General features: G+C 45.6%; 12 protein-coding genes. 5 read left to right on the top strand and 7 right to left on the bottom strand.

Annotated features, from left to right (window positions below; translation table 11 throughout):
- Positions 1-187: 187 nt before the first annotated feature.
- The 3 genes from ON006_RS02140 to ON006_RS02130 form a co-directional block, all read right to left on the bottom strand.
- Positions 188-1,861, bottom strand: coding sequence for a RagB/SusD family nutrient uptake outer membrane protein (locus tag ON006_RS02140; RefSeq protein WP_244823468.1), 1,674 nt, complete (start codon positions 1,859-1,861; stop codon positions 188-190).
- A gap of 38 nt (positions 1,862-1,899) precedes the next feature.
- Positions 1,900-4,956, bottom strand: coding sequence for a SusC/RagA family TonB-linked outer membrane protein (locus ON006_RS02135; RefSeq protein WP_374760236.1), 3,057 nt, complete (start codon positions 4,954-4,956; stop codon positions 1,900-1,902).
- 600 nt (positions 4,957-5,556) lie between these two features.
- Positions 5,557-5,943, bottom strand: coding sequence for a hypothetical protein (locus tag ON006_RS02130; protein WP_244823467.1), 387 nt, complete (start codon positions 5,941-5,943; stop codon positions 5,557-5,559).
- Between the two features lie 212 nt (positions 5,944-6,155).
- Here ON006_RS02130 and ON006_RS02125 point away from each other — a divergent pair, with 212 nt between their 5' ends.
- The 3 genes from ON006_RS02125 to alaS all read left to right on the top strand — a co-directional run bounded on the left by ON006_RS02125 (position 6,156) and on the right by alaS (position 9,609).
- The gene (locus ON006_RS02125) at positions 6,156-6,353 is read left to right on the top strand and encodes a hypothetical protein (RefSeq protein ID WP_244823466.1); all 198 of its coding nucleotides are present in this window, start codon (positions 6,156-6,158) and stop codon (positions 6,351-6,353) included.
- A 197-nt stretch (positions 6,354-6,550) separates the two neighbouring features.
- Positions 6,551-6,892: a hypothetical protein gene (locus tag ON006_RS02120; protein WP_267609945.1), complete on the top strand. Its 342-nt coding sequence runs from the start codon at positions 6,551-6,553 to the stop codon at positions 6,890-6,892.
- Between the two features lie 65 nt (positions 6,893-6,957).
- Positions 6,958-9,609, top strand: coding sequence for an alanine--tRNA ligase (gene alaS, locus ON006_RS02115; RefSeq protein WP_244823464.1), 2,652 nt, complete (start codon positions 6,958-6,960; stop codon positions 9,607-9,609).
- 79 nt (positions 9,610-9,688) lie between these two features.
- Here alaS and ON006_RS02110 read toward each other — a convergent pair whose 3' ends face one another.
- Both ON006_RS02110 and ON006_RS02105 read right to left on the bottom strand, forming a co-directional pair.
- Positions 9,689-10,174, bottom strand: coding sequence for a CHRD domain-containing protein (locus ON006_RS02110; RefSeq protein ID WP_244823463.1), 486 nt, complete (start codon positions 10,172-10,174; stop codon positions 9,689-9,691).
- A gap of 460 nt (positions 10,175-10,634) precedes the next feature.
- Positions 10,635-11,735 carry a hypothetical protein gene (locus ON006_RS02105; RefSeq protein WP_244823462.1) on the bottom strand — a complete coding sequence of 367 codons (1,101 nt, stop codon included), beginning with the start codon at positions 11,733-11,735 and terminating at the stop codon, positions 10,635-10,637.
- A gap of 299 nt (positions 11,736-12,034) precedes the next feature.
- On the opposite strand from ON006_RS02105, the gene ON006_RS02100 reads away from it, so the two are divergent.
- Together ON006_RS02100 and ON006_RS02095 are read left to right on the top strand one after the other, a co-directional pair.
- Positions 12,035-13,003 (top strand): T9SS type A sorting domain-containing protein, encoded by a 969-nt coding sequence (locus ON006_RS02100; RefSeq protein WP_244823461.1) that lies wholly within the window; start codon positions 12,035-12,037, stop codon positions 13,001-13,003.
- Positions 13,004-13,016: 13 nt separating this feature from the next.
- Positions 13,017-13,847 (top strand): exosporium glycoprotein BclB-related protein, encoded by an 831-nt coding sequence (locus ON006_RS02095; RefSeq protein ID WP_244823460.1) that lies wholly within the window; start codon positions 13,017-13,019, stop codon positions 13,845-13,847.
- A gap of 59 nt (positions 13,848-13,906) precedes the next feature.
- Here ON006_RS02095 and ON006_RS02090 read toward each other — a convergent pair whose 3' ends face one another.
- Complete coding sequence (locus tag ON006_RS02090; protein ID WP_244823459.1) at positions 13,907-15,721, bottom strand: STN and carboxypeptidase regulatory-like domain-containing protein; 1,815 nt, start codon at positions 15,719-15,721, stop codon at positions 13,907-13,909.
- 15 nt (positions 15,722-15,736) lie between these two features.
- Positions 15,737-16,723 carry a FecR family protein gene (locus tag ON006_RS02085; protein WP_244823458.1) on the bottom strand — a complete coding sequence of 329 codons (987 nt, stop codon included), beginning with the start codon at positions 16,721-16,723 and terminating at the stop codon, positions 15,737-15,739.
- Positions 16,724-16,735: the final 12 nt, after the last annotated feature.

The raw sequence follows: 16,735 nt of genomic DNA, 5'->3' as shown, positions 1-16,735 counted from the left end.
ATATGAGGCACATTTCTCCGCCCCTACTTCATTTTCAATGATTTATAATTAATCCGATAGTATTTATAAAAGTTAAAAATCAGCGTAAAAAAAATCACGGATTAAGTCAATTTATCATTCTGATTATCGAATGATGAGGTTGACTTAATCCGTGAAATTGGCTTATATCCTATTCGGATTTTTTACATTAATACCCTGGGTTTTGTGGGAACACTGATTTTCCATCCGTGGTTTTCGCGCTTCTGTCAATCTGCGTCTGTGGTATCGGACGCAGTGCATGGAACGCCTGAATGTTAGCAGCCTGTGGATTGTATTTTTTTACACGTTCTACCAAAAGCCCCCAACGTTTCAAATCCAACCAGCGGGTTTGCTCACCTGCCAATTCTCTCGCACGTTCTTCAATAATTGACTCCATAGTCACATCTTTTGCAGCAAGCATCATTGCGTCCTTTTTACCCGGCCATCCGGCACGGTATCTTACCATATTCAATGCAGCTGCTGCTTCAGTTTGGTTGCCACTTTGTATCAGGGCTTCGGCAAGCATAAGATAAACATCTGCCAAACGGAAGGCAAAATAGTCGCGACTACCCGCTTCATAGGTCAAATCCGGACGTTTTGTATCAAAAAACTTCTGTAATGTTGGAAACAAAGCTTCGGAATATTTGCTTGGTACAAGTACCTGATACTTCTTCTGCGCCCGTTCAGCAGACGTCATTTCGTAGCCTGGAATAAAGATCGCTGTATCTCCGGCAGCAAAAGTCACCTTCGTTTTTGAATCATCAAAAGAAGCTGCATTGTAAGTACCCGGATTGTTTGAAAGCCAGGTATCCCTGAACGTCTTTTTATAACGAGAATCGTTGACCCGGTCAGCAAAAATAGTCTTAATCAGGTATTCAGTAGGTCTGAGTCGTTTGAAAGGACGCCCCCAGTAAGTATCCCGTTTCATTCCCGGCTGGACGTCATATTGCATCCCAAAATACAGGTGAAGGCTATTCCCGCTACCATTAGTCAACGGATCACTTGTGTATTGGACGGCAAAAACAACCTCGCTGTTTAACTGATTATTTTCATCAAAAACGCTGGCGAAATCATCCAGCAATTTGAAATTATACTTGGTTGCTACATTTGAGCATAATTCAGCTGCTTTTGAAAAATCATCGGCCGCCTTTACACTTGAATAAGCTTTGGCTAGGTATACCTTGGCCAAAAGTGTCTCAGCGGCGGGCTTAGTTGCACGTCCGTAGTCAGAAGATTGCGCTTTTACTTCCAAATCCGCTATGGCTTCATTCAAATCTTTGATGATCGCCGTATACATTTCAGCATCAGTGGCCCTTGTTGTCTCCTTCGTAGGAACCAATGTTTCCGACATACGCAAATCCACACCACCATATTGCTGATGTAAAATGTAATAATAATGCGCCCGAAGAAATTTGGCTTCCGCGATTCTAAGCTTTTTTACGGCGTCGGAAATACCGACCACATTGGGGGCACGCTCAATCACTGCATTACAGGTGTTAATGCCCTTGTAAAGCTCATCCCAAGTAGTAGCGAGGTAATCGACCGTCGGGTTTAGCTGGCCATCGTAAAAGTGAAACCCTTTATAACCACCATCCGCACCTGTTGCATAGATATCTGTTCCATACTCGCTGAGTGTAAGCCCCTGCTGCGTACCATAGTAAAACCTCAAGGATGAATACGCCGCCTTTACCCCATCTTCAAATCCTTTGGCGCTGTTCATATAGTCGTTCCCGATTCCAGAGATAACCTCTTCATCAAGAACATCCTTACATGCCTGGCCCGTCATCATTAAGGCTGCCAGGCTGCATATCAATACGGATTTTTTTATTTTCCCAATTTTCATTTTATCAATGTCTTTTAAGCTTGTTTAACATCCCACTTTTAGAATTTAACATTCAATCCTACAGTAATTACCATCGTAGCGGGGGTAACACCTGTTCCACCAGCGGTAAGTCCCGTTGCCTCAGGATCGACACCATTGTATTTCGTCCGATATTTAGACCAGATAGCAGGTTGCTGAATGCTTGAATAAAGCCTGAAAGACTCCATATTCAACTTTTTCGCCAACGTCGGAGTGAACGTGTAACCGAAATTGATGTTGCGCAGCTTCACAAACGTACCGTCGAAGTAAGTGAGGGTACTTCCATAAACCGGGAATTCCTGGTTGCTTTTTGGGCGAGGAAATTCGTTGGTAGGATTATTTTCGGTCCAGTAATCCACTTTGATTTGCTGATAGCGACCAGCCAAAGCGTTGTTGCTGTTATGGAACTGGCTACGGATCAGGTTACCTACGCGTGCAAAGAAGAAGAACGATAAGTCAAAGCCTTTATAAGTAAAGCGGTTTGTAATACCGGCACTGAAATCAGGTACGTCAGAACCAATGATCACGCGGTCGTCGGCATTGATTTTCTTGTCATTATTGGTGTCCTGAATTTTGATCTGCCCCACTTCACTGGCGTAAGACTTAGCCACATCAGCCTCCGATGTTTGCCATATCCCTACCTTTTTGTAATCATAAACAGTGCTCAAAGCACGTCCAATAAACCAGCCGTTACCTACGTCATCCACTTTGCCATTGTATAGAGAAAGAATGGCTTCTGTATTTTTAGTAAATGTAAAGTCAGTGGTCCATTTGAAGCCCGATCCCGAATTCATGTTGATCGTCGTAACACCCAGTTCAATACCGCGGTTACGTGTTTCACCTACGTTACGGGTCACAGCGTTGAAACCGGTAGAGCCCGGAAGCTGATCAGACAGCAAAAGGTCGGTTGTGTTCGTTTGATAGAATTCAAGAGAACCTTGTACCTGACCTCTCCAGAAGCTGAAATCAACTCCGATGTTAGAGGTAGCAGAAGATTCCCATCTCAAATCAGGATTTCCGATTGAGTTCGGACGGTACCCATAAGCAGGTGTACTTCCCCATGCATAGGCAGTTCGGCCAAGCAATCCCTGCGTTTGATAAGGAGATACCCCTTGGTTACCCACTTTACCCCATCCTGCGCGTACTTTCAGGAGATCAAGCCATGTCACGTTCTTCATGAAGTCCTCATTGCCCAAATTCCATCCTACGGCGATACCCGGAAAATTACCGTATTTGCTGTTTTCTCCAAACCGGCTGGAACCATCACGACGCAATGTCATGGTTAAAAGATACTTATCATTGAAATCGTAGTTGATACGGGCCATATAAGAGTTGATCGTCCATTGAGACAGGTTACTTCCCACAGCAAGAATAGAAGTAGCAGCACCCAGGTTATAGAACGATTGTGTTTCTGCGGGAACGCCTTGAACGTTAGCCAAAAAACCTTCGAAATTGTCTCTCTGAATAGAGTGAAGCAATGTAACATTCAGGTTGTGCTTAGCTGCAAACGTCTTGTTGTAATTAACAATGTTCTCCAGCGTCCAGTTAAAACCGAAGGTATTTGCCATATTCGCTTGCGCATCACCCCCTTTTCTGGCGTTGGTTTGGGCACCGATAAAGCGTCCCCATCTCGTAATGGTCATATCGGGACCAAAATTGACACGGTACTTTAATCCTTCCATAATCTTGAATTCAGCGAAAAGGCTGTTGAAAATCCTGTAACGCTTCATTTGATCAATCTGCGCGCCGGGAACAATTTCCGCCAGCGGGTTGGTCAGCAGTGCATCGTTTGTGGGCGAAAAGCGAATATTACCATTGTCGTCATAGGGTGTCGCCAGTGGGTTTTGATTAATCGTAAACCCATATGTATTAAGGTTTTCACCATTCTTAATACTGTACATGCTGTAAGATGACAACCCCACTTTCAACCAGCTATTTACATTGTGGTCAATGTTGGCGCGCAATGAAGTTCTTGTGAAATCAAGTCCTTCTACAATTCCTTTGTCCTTGAAAAAACCTCCTGATATATAAAACTGGGTCCTCTCATTGCCACCCTGCACACCTACCGAATGGTTGGTCATGATACCGTTTTTTAGGATAAGGTCCTGCCAGTCCGTATTCGTGCCATTTGCCAGGCCTTTTGCCACGTTAGGATCTCCACCCAAAACCGCAACCTTTGCATCCGCAGCTGCATCTGCCTTTCCGGTAGGTACCGGATTTCCGGCAGCGTCTTTATAGCCACCCGTCGCGCGGTAAGATTCACGAACAAACTCCGCAAACTCTTGTCCGTTAAACAATTCAACTTTGTCAAGTGCTTTCGAAACACCCACATAAGCGTCATAGCTTACGGTAGTCTTTCCTTTAACAGCACCTTTTTTGGTAGTAACGATTATTACACCGTTCGCACCTCTGGCACCATAGATCGCTGTTGCAGTTGCATCTTTAAGAACCTCCATGGATTGAATGTCATTCGGGTTCATATCTTCATATCCTGCCGAAAGAGGAATCCCGTCCACTACATACAACGGATCATTGCCCGCATTAAATGAACGACGTCCGCGGATCAGTATCTTTGGAACCGAGCCTGGTTTTGAACCAGACTGCGTTACGTCCACACCCGCTGCACGTCCCTGTAATGCCTGACCAAGGTTAGTAATAGGCATTTCATTAATTTCTTTGGAACCCACAGAAGAAATAGCACCGGTCGTCTGGCTCTTCTTTTGTGTACCATAACCCACTACCACCACTTCCGTAAGGGTTTTCAGGTCACCTGCCAGCCGAACTTCAAAAGTACTTTTTGAACCTACCTGAACCTCCTGGCTAACAAATCCCACCGCCGAAAACACAAGTACCCCATTGTTATCAGGCACTTCCAGTTTAAACAGACCATCTGCATCAGTGTTGGTACCGCTTTTGCTACCTTTTAGTACAACCGATACACCGGGTACGGGAAGATTATCCTCTGCTGCAACTACTTTTCCTGATACTGTCCTGTCAATTACTTCGATCGTCACGCTTACCGGTCTCTCCATAGAAGAAGCACGCTCAGTAATTCCCGTGACAATCACGCCCATCATGGTCCAACGCATGATGCAGTGACCGACACTCGTAAAGTTTTTTTTCATACGCGTTAAAAGGTTACCATTAAAAGTTCTTAAATGTTACATGCTTGACGACATTACCACCTCCAACCCCTACAAAATATTGATATATTTTCTATGAATAATTAACAGTGCTTTGGCGGTTACACGCCAGAACTCGTTGTTTTGAGCCATCGAAAATTTATAACTGATAGAGGAACAAGGGTGACTTGGCGCACGACCCCCAAATTGTACTACCTATTTGAATAATTCCAATAAGTATATTATTTGTATATATAGTACCATTTGAAAATCGGTTTGAGAATAGAGATTCGGGCAGATAATCGGAAATTATTAGCTGAATTTATTTATGCAATCGATGTCGGGAACGTTGCCAACATAGGCTTCATCAAATAAAATATTGTAACATCTTTACATTCAAACGCACAAAATCGTTTTCAGAAAAGGTTCGTATTTCACAAAAATTTGGATTATAACAATATTCGGATGAAGTACGAAAGGTACTTTCGTTGGCAATAAGCTAGTTTCGAAAAGGGAAAATTAAGCGTGAGCGAGCAGCAGTTTTGTTACGCAACCTTATTGATTACCGAACAAAAAATACAATAAAAAAAAAAGAAAGGTGACCGACATCAGGATCAAAATGATACTCCCGATCATGCTGCTATTCGGCGATGAGCCCGTCGAAAGGTCCTTGGGGTCTCTGTCTCCCCTGATTTCCAGTGTGCTCCTGATCCTGCCCCATATCGAATTAACGTCCTGGCTGGACAGCATTTCTGGTTTCCATTCGGAGGCGATCAGAACGAGTTCTCTGGCTTTTTCCACAGTCTCTTTCCTGGAAGGATATTTTATTATCCAGTTTTCCCAAAAGGAACGAATGGGTGGATCATCCGGGAACCGCACCCACCTTATGAACAGGTTTTCCATCGCCAACTCCTCTGCCGATAACTCTGAAAACGGTTTCATTTTTTAGCGCGTTAATATTACTGCCTTACCTGAATTACCGGAATCGCAATGAATCCCCATGTTAATTTTCAGTTAAGCTTTACTCATAAAAAAGAATGCTCATTCGCGTTTATACTCACCATTCCGAAAGGCAAACCGGATAACATTTCAGTAGCACGGGCGATCTCTACTTTTAACTTTTGACATTTTTTCGAAGCTTATGCCTCCACTATATGGTATCCTTGAAAATTGTCGAAAAGATCGCCAACGGTAAGTGGCTGGCAGAAAATAATTGGAAGAAAGCGCTCATTAGGGCACACGCTCCCTGGTCCGTTTTTCGGTTCGAAGAAACCGGGGAAGTTCTGAAAAATGTCAAATGGGACATCAATGCCGGAATGCAACGAGCGCGACAGAATATAGGGAGATTTTGAAAAACTGCTTGCTGACTGAGGAAGATCAGCTCGCCGATAAATCACCGGCAGTCACCGATTGATGGTTAGTTTGCGCTGTTTCGTGAAAATTGGTGACCTATGTCTAAATTCATTACGTCACATTTCGAAATTCCCTCCCGAAACCGATGAAGCAAAAAATTTACAACTTGATATTTTTAACATCACTAGCGGGTTGCATGGAAAAAAACATCAATTCTCCATTGGTAACCATCCATCAGCCTTTAAAGAATCAAATTATTAACAATGCCGATAGTCTGATCATAGATGTTGACATCACACCAAAAGGTAGTTCCATAGGCGACTATCAAATCAAAATTATGAACAAAAGAGGTGAAACTGTGTATGAGAGCCTTTCACCTTGTCAATGTGCTGACCTTCATTTTGTTCAGACCAAGCAATCATTTATCTACGAAAGCGCCGGTGATACTTCCAACAATTCTGAATTCGTCCTGGAAATTTGTGCCTTTTTAAACAATGGCGATCAAATCTGCAAAAGCGTGCCATTCAAAATGTCTTAATTTAAAAGCAAGTCCGTACCTTTGCGGCCTATTTTCACAACGAAATAAGCAGCAAAATACATCCAATGACCTCGCATCAAATACGTCAGGCTTTTCTTGATTTTTTTCGCAGTAAAGAGCATTTAATAGTCCCGTCAGCACCGCTTGTCGCTAAAAATGACCCTACCCTGATGTTCAACAACTCAGGTATGGCCCAGTTTAAGGACTTCTTTTTAGGTAACGGAACTCCTCCTTCACGGCGGATCGCGGATACTCAAAAATGCCTCCGCGTTTCAGGAAAACATAATGATTTAGAGGACGTTGGCTTCGATACATACCACCATACCATGTTCGAAATGCTGGGCAACTGGTCTTTCGGCGACTACTTTAAAAAGGAAGCGATCACCTGGGCATGGGAACTGCTGACAGAGGTTTACAAATTGCCAAAAGACCGGTTATATGTGTCTGTTTTTGAAGGAGATTCTAAGGATGGCGTACCCTTTGACCAGGAGGCGTGGGATCTTTGGAAGCCGATTGTTGGCGAAGACCGTATCATTCTTGGCAATAAAAAAGACAACTTCTGGGAAATGGGCGATACCGGCCCATGCGGACCGTGTTCCGAAATTCACATTGATTTACGCCCGGCTTCGGACGTAGCAGAAGTTTCCGGCAAGTCACTGGTTAACAATGACCATCCTCAGGTAGTGGAAATCTGGAACCTGGTATTCATGCAGTTTGAGCGGAAAGCCGACAGCTCGCTTGTGCCACTACCATCTACCCACGTGGATACAGGAATGGGCTTCGAACGGTTGTGTATGGCTGTTCAGAATAAGACTTCGAACTACGATACAGACGTTTTCCAGAATACCATTCAGGTTTTGGAAACTTTGTCCGGTAAAAAATATGGCGCCAACGACGAGCCGTTTGCTGACATTGCCATGCGGGTTATTTCTGACCACATCAGGGCTGTGGCATTTGCCATTACCGACGGCCAGCTGCCATCCAATGTGAAAGCTGGCTATGTGATCCGTCGGATTTTGCGCCGCGCGGTTCGCTACGGTTATTCCTACCTGGGCTTCCAGGAACCATTCTTTTACAAACTGGTAGCTGTTTTGGCTGATCAGTTTAAGGATGTTTTTCCAGAATTGAAATCGCAGGAAGAGTTTGTAACCCGCGTGATTTTGGAAGAAGAAAAAAGCTTTTTGAGAACATTGGAATCAGGCCTCAAACGTCTGGATGTGATCATCGCCACGTTGAAAGAAAAAGGGATCAATACCATTGCTGGCGATGAAGTTTTTGAACTCAGCGACACATTCGGTTTTCCGGTTGACCTTACGGCATTGATCGCGAGAGAAAAGGGTTTTCAGGTGGATGAAGTCGGTTTCCAGGACGCATTGGCTGCTCAGAAAAAACGCTCGCGTCAGGATGCCGCCAAAGAGGCTACTGACTGGATCGAACTGCGTGAAGCTGACGGCGTGGAGTTCCTGGGTTACGATTTTGAAGAAACGCATAGCCACATTGTCAAATACCGTAAAGTAAAGACCAAAGCGGGGGATGAATATCACATCGTTCTGGACCGCACTCCTTTTTATGCTGAAATGGGTGGACAGGTTGGAGATACCGGTACTTTGCGCTGGGCTGTCAATGGTGAGCCGCAAGTGGCTACCATTGTTGATACCAAAAAAGAAAACGATCTTTTTGTTCATATTTCGAAGGATAGAAACCTGGACAATGCCCTGCAAAATGCGGGTATTGTTGTAGCCAGAATTGACGAACACCGTCGCAACAGGATCAAGGCGAACCACTCTGCAACGCACTTGATGCTTTCCGCTATGCGTGAAGTCCTGGGAACGCATATTGGTCAAAAAGGCTCTTTCCTTAATGACGAAGTTTTACGTTTTGACTTTTCACACTTTTCGAAGGTGACCGACGAAGAGCTGGAAAGAATTGAAGACCGGGTGAATGAAAAGATCCGTGAAAATATTGCGCTGGAAGAAAGAAGAAATGTACCTATTCAGCAGGCACTGGACCTTGGCGCTACCGCTACTTTCGGCGAGAAATACGGCGATTTTGTTAGGCTGATCATTTTTGACCCTTCTTTCTCTTTCGAGCTTTGCGGGGGTACCCACGTGCCTTCAACTGGTAAGATCGGCGTCTTTAAATTCATTTCGGAAGGCTCTGTGTCTGCCGGGGTGCGCCGGGTAGAAGCGGTTACGGGCGAAAAAGCGCTTGAACTTATGCGTCAGCAGGAAGAAACACTGGGCACGATCAAGGATCTTTTGAAAAACCCGACTGATCTCGTGAAAGCCATTGAAAATCTGCTTGAAGAGCGCGGTTCTTTGCAAAAAAAGATCGCTGCCCTTGAAAACGAGAAAATCCAGACATTGAAAGCGACTTTGCTTGCTAACCTGGAAACGCACAGTACATTCAGTCTGATTGTCGAAAAAGTGGACGTTCCGAGTGCTGATTCATTGAAGCAGCTATCTTACGAACTGCGTGACCAGGTCGAAAACCTGATCGCCGTGTTCGGTACTGAGATTGCCGGCAAGCCGCAACTGTCTGTTTTTATCGCTGAAAGTATCGCTCAGGAAACAGGTTTGAATGCAGGCAAAATTGTGAAAGACCTGGCCAAAGAAATTCGCGGCGGCGGCGGCGGACAAGCATTTTTTGCGACGGCGGGTGGCTCTGACGCCAGCGGCCTTGATGCGGCGCTGGAAAAAGCGAAAGGCTTATTCTAAATAATCTTTCTTGCTAAATAAAGATAAAAAAGAGCGGTTCCGTTATGGATACCGCTCTTTTGCTATTGAATGATTGCTGTTACTCCTCAGCTTTCAATTGGCCTCTGATCTCTCCGTTCGGATATTTCGCCGAGTGGATGTTAACATAATACAAACCTGCTTTCAGATCCGCTACTTGTGCTTCCGTCAAAGTGTCTTTGAAAGCAAAAGGAGAACTGAATGTGGTACCGAAATCAATTACTACCGATCCTGTCGAATCAGCTGGCGCTTTGTGTATATGCCATGCTGTGGGGGTGAAAGTGGAATCGGTAGACGATGAATCCGCAGAAGCGGAATCGCTGTACATAATGTTAAGACTCAGGATTCTGCTTTCCTGGTCTAACGTCCCATCTACCGAACCGGTTGCTGTTGATGGATTAGCTGGTACTTCGTTTGCCCCGGAAAGCGTAGTAGTTACTTTCAACTCAGGCAATACGGGAGTTGGATCTGTTGGGTCATCGTCATCATTACATGCTGCTACCATCCCGGCGACTAAGAACACACCCACAAATGCTAATTTTCTCATAGTGCTTTGTTTTAGTAAATAATTGGTTTGACCGCCACGCCGTAAAATTATGGTTCCGCAAATTCAATTTTTACATAAACAATTCATTATTAAACAATTACAAAAACGTATAAGTTTTTTCAAACTGTGGAGAATGTCCTACCCTTTGCTGAATTTTACAACAAATTCCTCTCATTTACCGGTTTCTGCCCATGCCGTGAGCTACCCTTCCGCGGGTTATGGGACCAAAAGCATAACTCCGGACGCCTTTTAATGGTGGTTTCCAGTGCTTTATAGTACTGTTCCATGATACCAGCCTCCCCTTTGCCGTGCCTCGGACGCGATCAGGCTGAACCGGAACCGGTACGCATTCCGGTTCATGGCTATACGCACTGCGCCGGATTGGATAAATGTTTTCCTGTTCGTAAAGTCCAGATAATATTTACCCGATTCCGGTGGTCGCTGAATCTGGTCATTTCCACTATAAAATGATTTGAATACCGGTATTGAACCCGAAATACGCACCCTGGAAGTCTTTCGATTTATTGTTTTTCCAGATATGTTTTTTGATAAAATCAAAGTCATCGTCGCGCCCGTAGCTGACGTGATTGATTGTGGGCCCTGCAAAAATTTCGAGCCGCTGTCCAATCTTTAATGCTGGTAACACGCGCAATGAATTTTTGAAATAATGACTCCCTTTAAAATCTGTCAGCGAGTGACTTACTGCTTCCACATTCAATCTTAAATTTTTAACCAATGCAATGTGTCCGCCCAATCCCGCTTCCACTGCGTAAAGATCTTTACGGTCGTCCTTGAAATTATAACCCACACCCGCAATACCATACAGCACGCGACCACCTGAACGGAATGAAGCAATGGTTGTCATCGTTTCGTCAAGCGTAACGGCAACGGATTTCTCTCCGCTTTTAATGAAGTTAAAAATTGCAATGGGGTAGTCACTGCTATCGGCAATGTTGATCATACCAGCCAGCTGGATGCCTTTTACATTCCCCGCGACATTGGCAAAACCCGAAACCTGGGCATTGACATTCTGTGCTTTGTTCAGGAACCCTGCAATTTGGAGCCCTTTTGCATTGCCTTTGGTGATGTTAGTAAATCCCGCCACTTGCGCGGAACCGGCACTACCCGTCAGGTTCATGAATCCGGCAATCTGTGCACCATTTGCCTGGTTTTTGATAACATTTGCAAATCCAGCAATTTGTCCGCCGCTGGCGTTGTTACCAATCACATTGGCAGCGCCCGCTATCTGTACGCCGGTTGCCGAACTTCCAATGACATTGGCCGCACCGGCAATCTGGATCCCCGATACATTTTGGCGGACAACATTGGCGGCGCCAGCAATGGCCAGGCCGGTTTCGCCTTTGGATAATCCGGCAATAGCATGCAGTGAAAAGTGGTTCGTATATTGTACAGCGTGTCGCCCGTTAGTGCTCAGTGGGAAAATAAATCCAACATGAGCAACTGTCGTGCTATCTCTCTGGCCGAACGAAACGAAAGAAGAACCTAGCAGAAACAAGCTGATGAAGATTGACTTAGCATTGCAAAAAGCGTAATTTTTCATGGGTATTGTATTTAAAATAAACAAGTTTAAATACATACAGGCACCAAAAACCAAGTTTGCAGGCCTACAAGCCGGGTCCGTCTGCCGTATGTGATTAGTCGACAACGTGACCTGGCCTTACCCTAAATTTTATTCAAAAAAGATCTGTAAAATCTGGCAAACTACCTTTTATGTAGTTGCAATTCTAAAATAAACTAAAAGTAGCGAAAATTCTACACTACAATTACTCCTATTTTATAGTATTTTAATCCAACTATTTACATACATTTAGTTGTTTTTAACTATAACTGCTCTGTCTTATGAAACGTTATTTACTTTTCTGCCAATTGGCACTGCTTCCTACCTTCTGTGCCTTCGGGCAAATGTCCGCCGGAACCGACGGCTTTTTTGTCGCCGCAAATACGCCGGTCGCCATTGATGGCCTGACCCTGAACCCAACTGCTGATTTTTTCATTGATTCGCGAACGTTGGTGATTTCGCCGACGGCAATTCCAGGCACCCCTCCCAGCATCACCCGTGTTTACAATTTCAGCACACCCGTCGATTTCGTAGGGAATGTGGGTTTGTTTTTTCAGACACCCGAATTGAATGGCAATACCGAATCAACATTGCAAGTAGCGTATGGCAGTCCTTTTGTAACTACCACGGGCAGCACCGTGAACACGATTACACATTATGTGTCCAACAACCTGGCCGCCCTCACCAGCCTCACATCCGTGACTGCGGCTCAGCCAGGCGCGCTGCCGGTTACTTTGATCGGGTTTCGCGTTAACCGTGTTGAAAACACCACAATGCTTTACTGGCAAACTTCCGAGGAAAGAAACAGTGATTTCTTTGAGATCCAGCAGAGTGCAGATACCCGAAAATGGAATTCATTGGGAACCGTGAAAGCCGCAACCGAAAGTAGGGCGCAAGAAGATTATTCCTTCCAGGATGCTGCTCTGAGGAAGGGTATCCAGTATTACCGGCTCAAAATGGTGGACGTCGATGGCAGCTTTGCATATAGCGCCATCCGAAACATTGACCTGGGCTCAGCGGAACTGATCAGCGCATATCCCAATCCGGTAGTGGACAAACTCCGTATCGGTGCCAATGTGGAACTGGTCAGCCTGAAAGTGACCGACCTGTCCGGAAGATCATTACTCGAACTGTCCAGGCCTAAGCCCGGTCAGGAATTTAGTCTAAAAAACTACGCCGCAGGCACCTATCTGGTTCAGATCAAAACGGCAGATGGTAAAAGCCAGATTGTAAAAATCGTTAAACAATAAAATCCGTACTCACATGAAAAACATATACTTATCCAACGTGCGCGGTCCTTTTCAAAAAGTGAAAAGAGCTATTTTGATTATCTTTTTTGCCCTGTTCGCTCTCACTGTCCACGCACAAGTAGGTATCGGAACCATTACGCCCCATGCCAGCGCACAACTCGAAATCCAGGCAGTTAACAAGGGTTTACTTATACCTAGAATGACAGAAGCAGCAAGGACTTTGCTTATCCCTAGCCCAGCCACGGGTCTGTTGGTGTACCAAACCGACGGAGTAGCGCCCGGCTTCTACTATTTTGACGGGCTTGCCTGGCAGCCTTTGAAAGCCCCAGCATCGTCTGGTGGCGGTGCAATTATCCCGTATGCATCTGGTAATGCTCCTATCGTTATGACAACTCTCCTGGGAGGATTTGCCGGCACAGGAGCCGCAATCGGATTCGGAGATAATCTTGCGGGCTTGTCAACGGCAATACCCTTTTTAGATGGCGCACTCCTTCCCGGCAATATGGCATTCTCAGTGCCGCGAGCGGGCGTGGTATCCAGTATCTCTGCAACCTTTGTTAGTACAGTAGCTGTGGCCCTTTTTGGCACTGCTACGGTTAAGGCACAACTATATTCAGCACTGGCGGGAACCGACATGTTCCTTCCGCTTCCGGGCGTGGAGGTTTCCCTGCCTCCATTTGCGGCTATCGCAATCGGGTCGATAGGACAAGCCACGCTTTCCGGGTTAGCCATTCCTGTAGTCGCGGGCGATCGCTTACTGCTGGTATTCTCCTGCTCGGAAGCCGGTGGTCTAATTCCTTCCAATTTTGTAGGTCATGCCAGCGCTGGCGTCGAAATTAAATAACAGGTTAATATTCGTCCAAAAGGCCAGAAGCCGCTCAGTTCCTGGCCTTTTGCTTTGGTTTAAAGTCGTCCATACCGCCAACTAATGCCGCCCTGCCAGCCAAACCAGGAAGTGAGTTTATCGCTTAAATCAAATCCGGGATAGCCTTTGACGGGAAAGGTCTTATAACCTTGACGCGCCTCAAAAACGTCGGGATGGTAAACGGAGAAAGAAGGTCCGGCAAACAATAGAAAACGCTTGTTGAGCTTCCAGGTTGCAGCTGCTTGAAAACGGTACATGAAAGGGGTATTCTCCCAACTTCCCAGATAGAGGTTCTGGCTGGTGATCTCGGTGAAGAAACCTACTTTTTTGAACGGGAAAAACTCACGTCCAAACCCCGCCCCGATCACAAAAACTTTATTATTAGCTCCCGTCGTACTCCCTGCCGACAGAACGCTGTAAAATTTATGCGTTCCCATTTTCAATGCGACGTTCCAGGGCACTACTTCGCTGGCAAAAACAGAAATATTGGAAGTACTTTTTCGGATAAAATTAAAAAGACCGAGGCTCAACCCTGCGGAACTATCGGCGATATTAATAACCCCAATCTGGATACCGTGCAGCTTTTTGGCATAGTTTAATGGAGCGAGCTGGAAGCCATGTACCTCACCAGCACCGATATTGGCCCCACCGCTAATTTGCCCGCCTTCCATATTGCTTTTGGTAAAATTGGCCGCGCCAGCAATCTGCACCCCGTAAAAGTTACCTTTCATATGATTGTATGCGCCGGATAGTTGTACCCCATCGCCCGTCCCACGGACAATGCCCAATGCGCCTGAAATTTGTGCACCGTGCATATTCCCTGCCGCCCGGCTTAGAAAACCACTCAACTGCACACCTTCCACGTTTTTTTGTATGTTGCCGCTAAAACCCGAAACTTGTACCCCACCAAGCGTATCCAGGATTTGATTCAAAAAACCGGCTACCTGAACACCTCTGACGGTTCCGGAAACGACATTGAACGCTCCTGCGATCTGAACGAACCGAACGTCTTTTTTGGAAATATTAAAACCACCGGCAATCTCGACACCATTGACACCGGCTGTGTAGCCTCCCAGCAAATTGAGCGAAAACTTGTTGACTACCTGCGAGCTCATCCGTCCGTGTGTACCCAGACCCGGTGTGAGAGAAGCCTGATACGGCAAGGCCACAAAGAACCTGCCAATGTTCCTGCTCTGTGCCCGCAGTCGGGCGGAAAGAAACAATCGCCCCAGCCATGTCGCTTCACCTTCGGAATATCGGACAATGAGAGGGTCCAGGTCAATGGCTCGTGGATGGATGAACAGCCGCAGATCTGCATCCCCATAGTTTACAACCACCGTAGTATCGCCATAACCTACCTTGCTGATCGTCAGGCTGACGGAGGACTTATCCTTGATCCTAAGCCGAAAATGACCATCATCTCCTGAAAGTGTGGAGATTAGCATTTGCCTGGAATAGACGCTGGCATAGTCTACCGGGGCATTGGTTTCCTGATCAAAAATATGCCCATTGACATAAAAAACCTTCTCCTTGGCAGCCGGGAGAATAATGACGTAATCGCCTTTTTCCTTGTATTGGTAACTGGTCCTGAACAAAAGTTCCAGTACTTCCCTCACACTTTTTTGAGATACATTAATCGTCACCAGACTGTCGCCGGGGATCAGGTCGCTATTGTATGAAAAGTAAAACTTCCCCTGCTCGCTGATCAGTTTCAAAACGCCTGAAACCGGTTGCCCTTTCACAGAAACGGTAACCGGTTTTTCAAGAAGCTGCTGCGAATAGCCGTAAAAAGCGATCAGGACAAATACAGCAGCCAGTTTTAAGGTTTTGGACAAGATAAAAATCTGATTCATTCCGAAAGATAAGTGCTATTTCAAAATGATCAGCTCTCCGCGATGTTCTACTTTAATTGTTAATGTTTCACCGACAATGTTCAAAGTGCTGTCCAGCGATTTCTGATCGAATGTCGTATTGATGGTGAGATTTTTGATCTGATCATTTTCAATCACAATATTCGCGTCATACGTTTCATTCAGGATCTCGACCAGCTTCCAGAGCGGAGTACCTTCGCAGACCAGCTTCCCGGTACGGTAATAATTGTAGAAGTGATCTTCCACGTTTTGCCTCACCAGTTCCGGTTTTGATTTCAAAACAGTAGCCTTTTCCCGCGGGCTGACTTTCACGGATTGATCTTTTTTTGCTACCTCCACCAATCCTGTTTCAACGATAACCTCCGTCTTTTCCGCATTATCCTTCACATTGAATGATGTACCTACTACCCTCACAGTAACATCATTGACCGAAATAATGAATGGTTTGCTTTTATCAGGAGTTACATCAAAAAATGCCTCGCCCGTCAGTGTTACCTGCCTGGTACTGCCTGTAAAATGCGCTGGATACGAGATCGTCGACCTCTTATTCAATGTAACAATGGAGCCGTCCGGCAAGGTATCAACGAGTGTCCGGGTACCTGAGCTAGTTACCAGCTGCTGACTGTTTCCGGGATTCAAAAGCACGTATGCGATCCATCCCACGCAGGCTGTAACAAACAACATGGCCGCTACTTTCAGAAAATTGAATGCTGGTTTGGGATACAACGGTATCACCGGCGTTTCTTCTCTGAGGGTTTGCGTACGCTTTTTGAACCGCTTCCAGGCCGCTTCCTCATCCACATTACTATGCGCGGCGAGGCGTTTGCTCTGTATCCATATCAGTTCAAAATGTTCAAAATACCGCTGGTTATCATCGCTGTCGGACAGCCATTGGTTGATCTCCATTTGCTCGGCCACAGTTGCCTCGTCCAGTAATGACTTCACCAGGAGGTCGTCGATATTATAATTCAGTTCTTTTTTCATGACTGCCACTGA

Source organism: Dyadobacter pollutisoli, assembly GCF_026625565.1.
GTDB lineage: Bacteria > Bacteroidota > Bacteroidia > Cytophagales > Spirosomataceae > Dyadobacter > Dyadobacter pollutisoli.
This window is presented reverse-complemented; position numbering and strand designations above follow the sequence as displayed.

Bases quoted from the DNA above. Each gene is read 5' to 3' on its own strand.
- ON006_RS02140 (WP_244823468.1), bottom strand. From the start codon at position 1,861: ATGAAAATTGGGAAAATAAAAAAATCCGTATTGATATGCAGCCTGGCA.
- ON006_RS02135 (WP_374760236.1), bottom strand. From the start codon at position 4,956: ATGATGGGCGTGATTGTCACGGGAATTACTGAGCGTGCTTCTTCTATG.
- ON006_RS02130 (WP_244823467.1), bottom strand. From the start codon at position 5,943: ATGAAACCGTTTTCAGAGTTATCGGCAGAGGAGTTGGCGATGGAAAAC.
- ON006_RS02125 (WP_244823466.1), top strand. From the start codon at position 6,156: ATGGTATCCTTGAAAATTGTCGAAAAGATCGCCAACGGTAAGTGGCTG.
- ON006_RS02120 (WP_267609945.1), top strand. From the start codon at position 6,551: ATGGAAAAAAACATCAATTCTCCATTGGTAACCATCCATCAGCCTTTA.
- alaS (WP_244823464.1), top strand. From the start codon at position 6,958: ATGACCTCGCATCAAATACGTCAGGCTTTTCTTGATTTTTTTCGCAGT.
- ON006_RS02110 (WP_244823463.1), bottom strand. From the start codon at position 10,174: ATGAGAAAATTAGCATTTGTGGGTGTGTTCTTAGTCGCCGGGATGGTA.
- ON006_RS02105 (WP_244823462.1), bottom strand. From the start codon at position 11,735: ATGAAAAATTACGCTTTTTGCAATGCTAAGTCAATCTTCATCAGCTTG.
- ON006_RS02100 (WP_244823461.1), top strand. From the start codon at position 12,035: ATGAAACGTTATTTACTTTTCTGCCAATTGGCACTGCTTCCTACCTTC.
- ON006_RS02095 (WP_244823460.1), top strand. From the start codon at position 13,017: ATGAAAAACATATACTTATCCAACGTGCGCGGTCCTTTTCAAAAAGTG.
- ON006_RS02090 (WP_244823459.1), bottom strand. From the start codon at position 15,721: ATGAATCAGATTTTTATCTTGTCCAAAACCTTAAAACTGGCTGCTGTA.
- ON006_RS02085 (WP_244823458.1), bottom strand. From the start codon at position 16,723: ATGAAAAAAGAACTGAATTATAATATCGACGACCTCCTGGTGAAGTCA.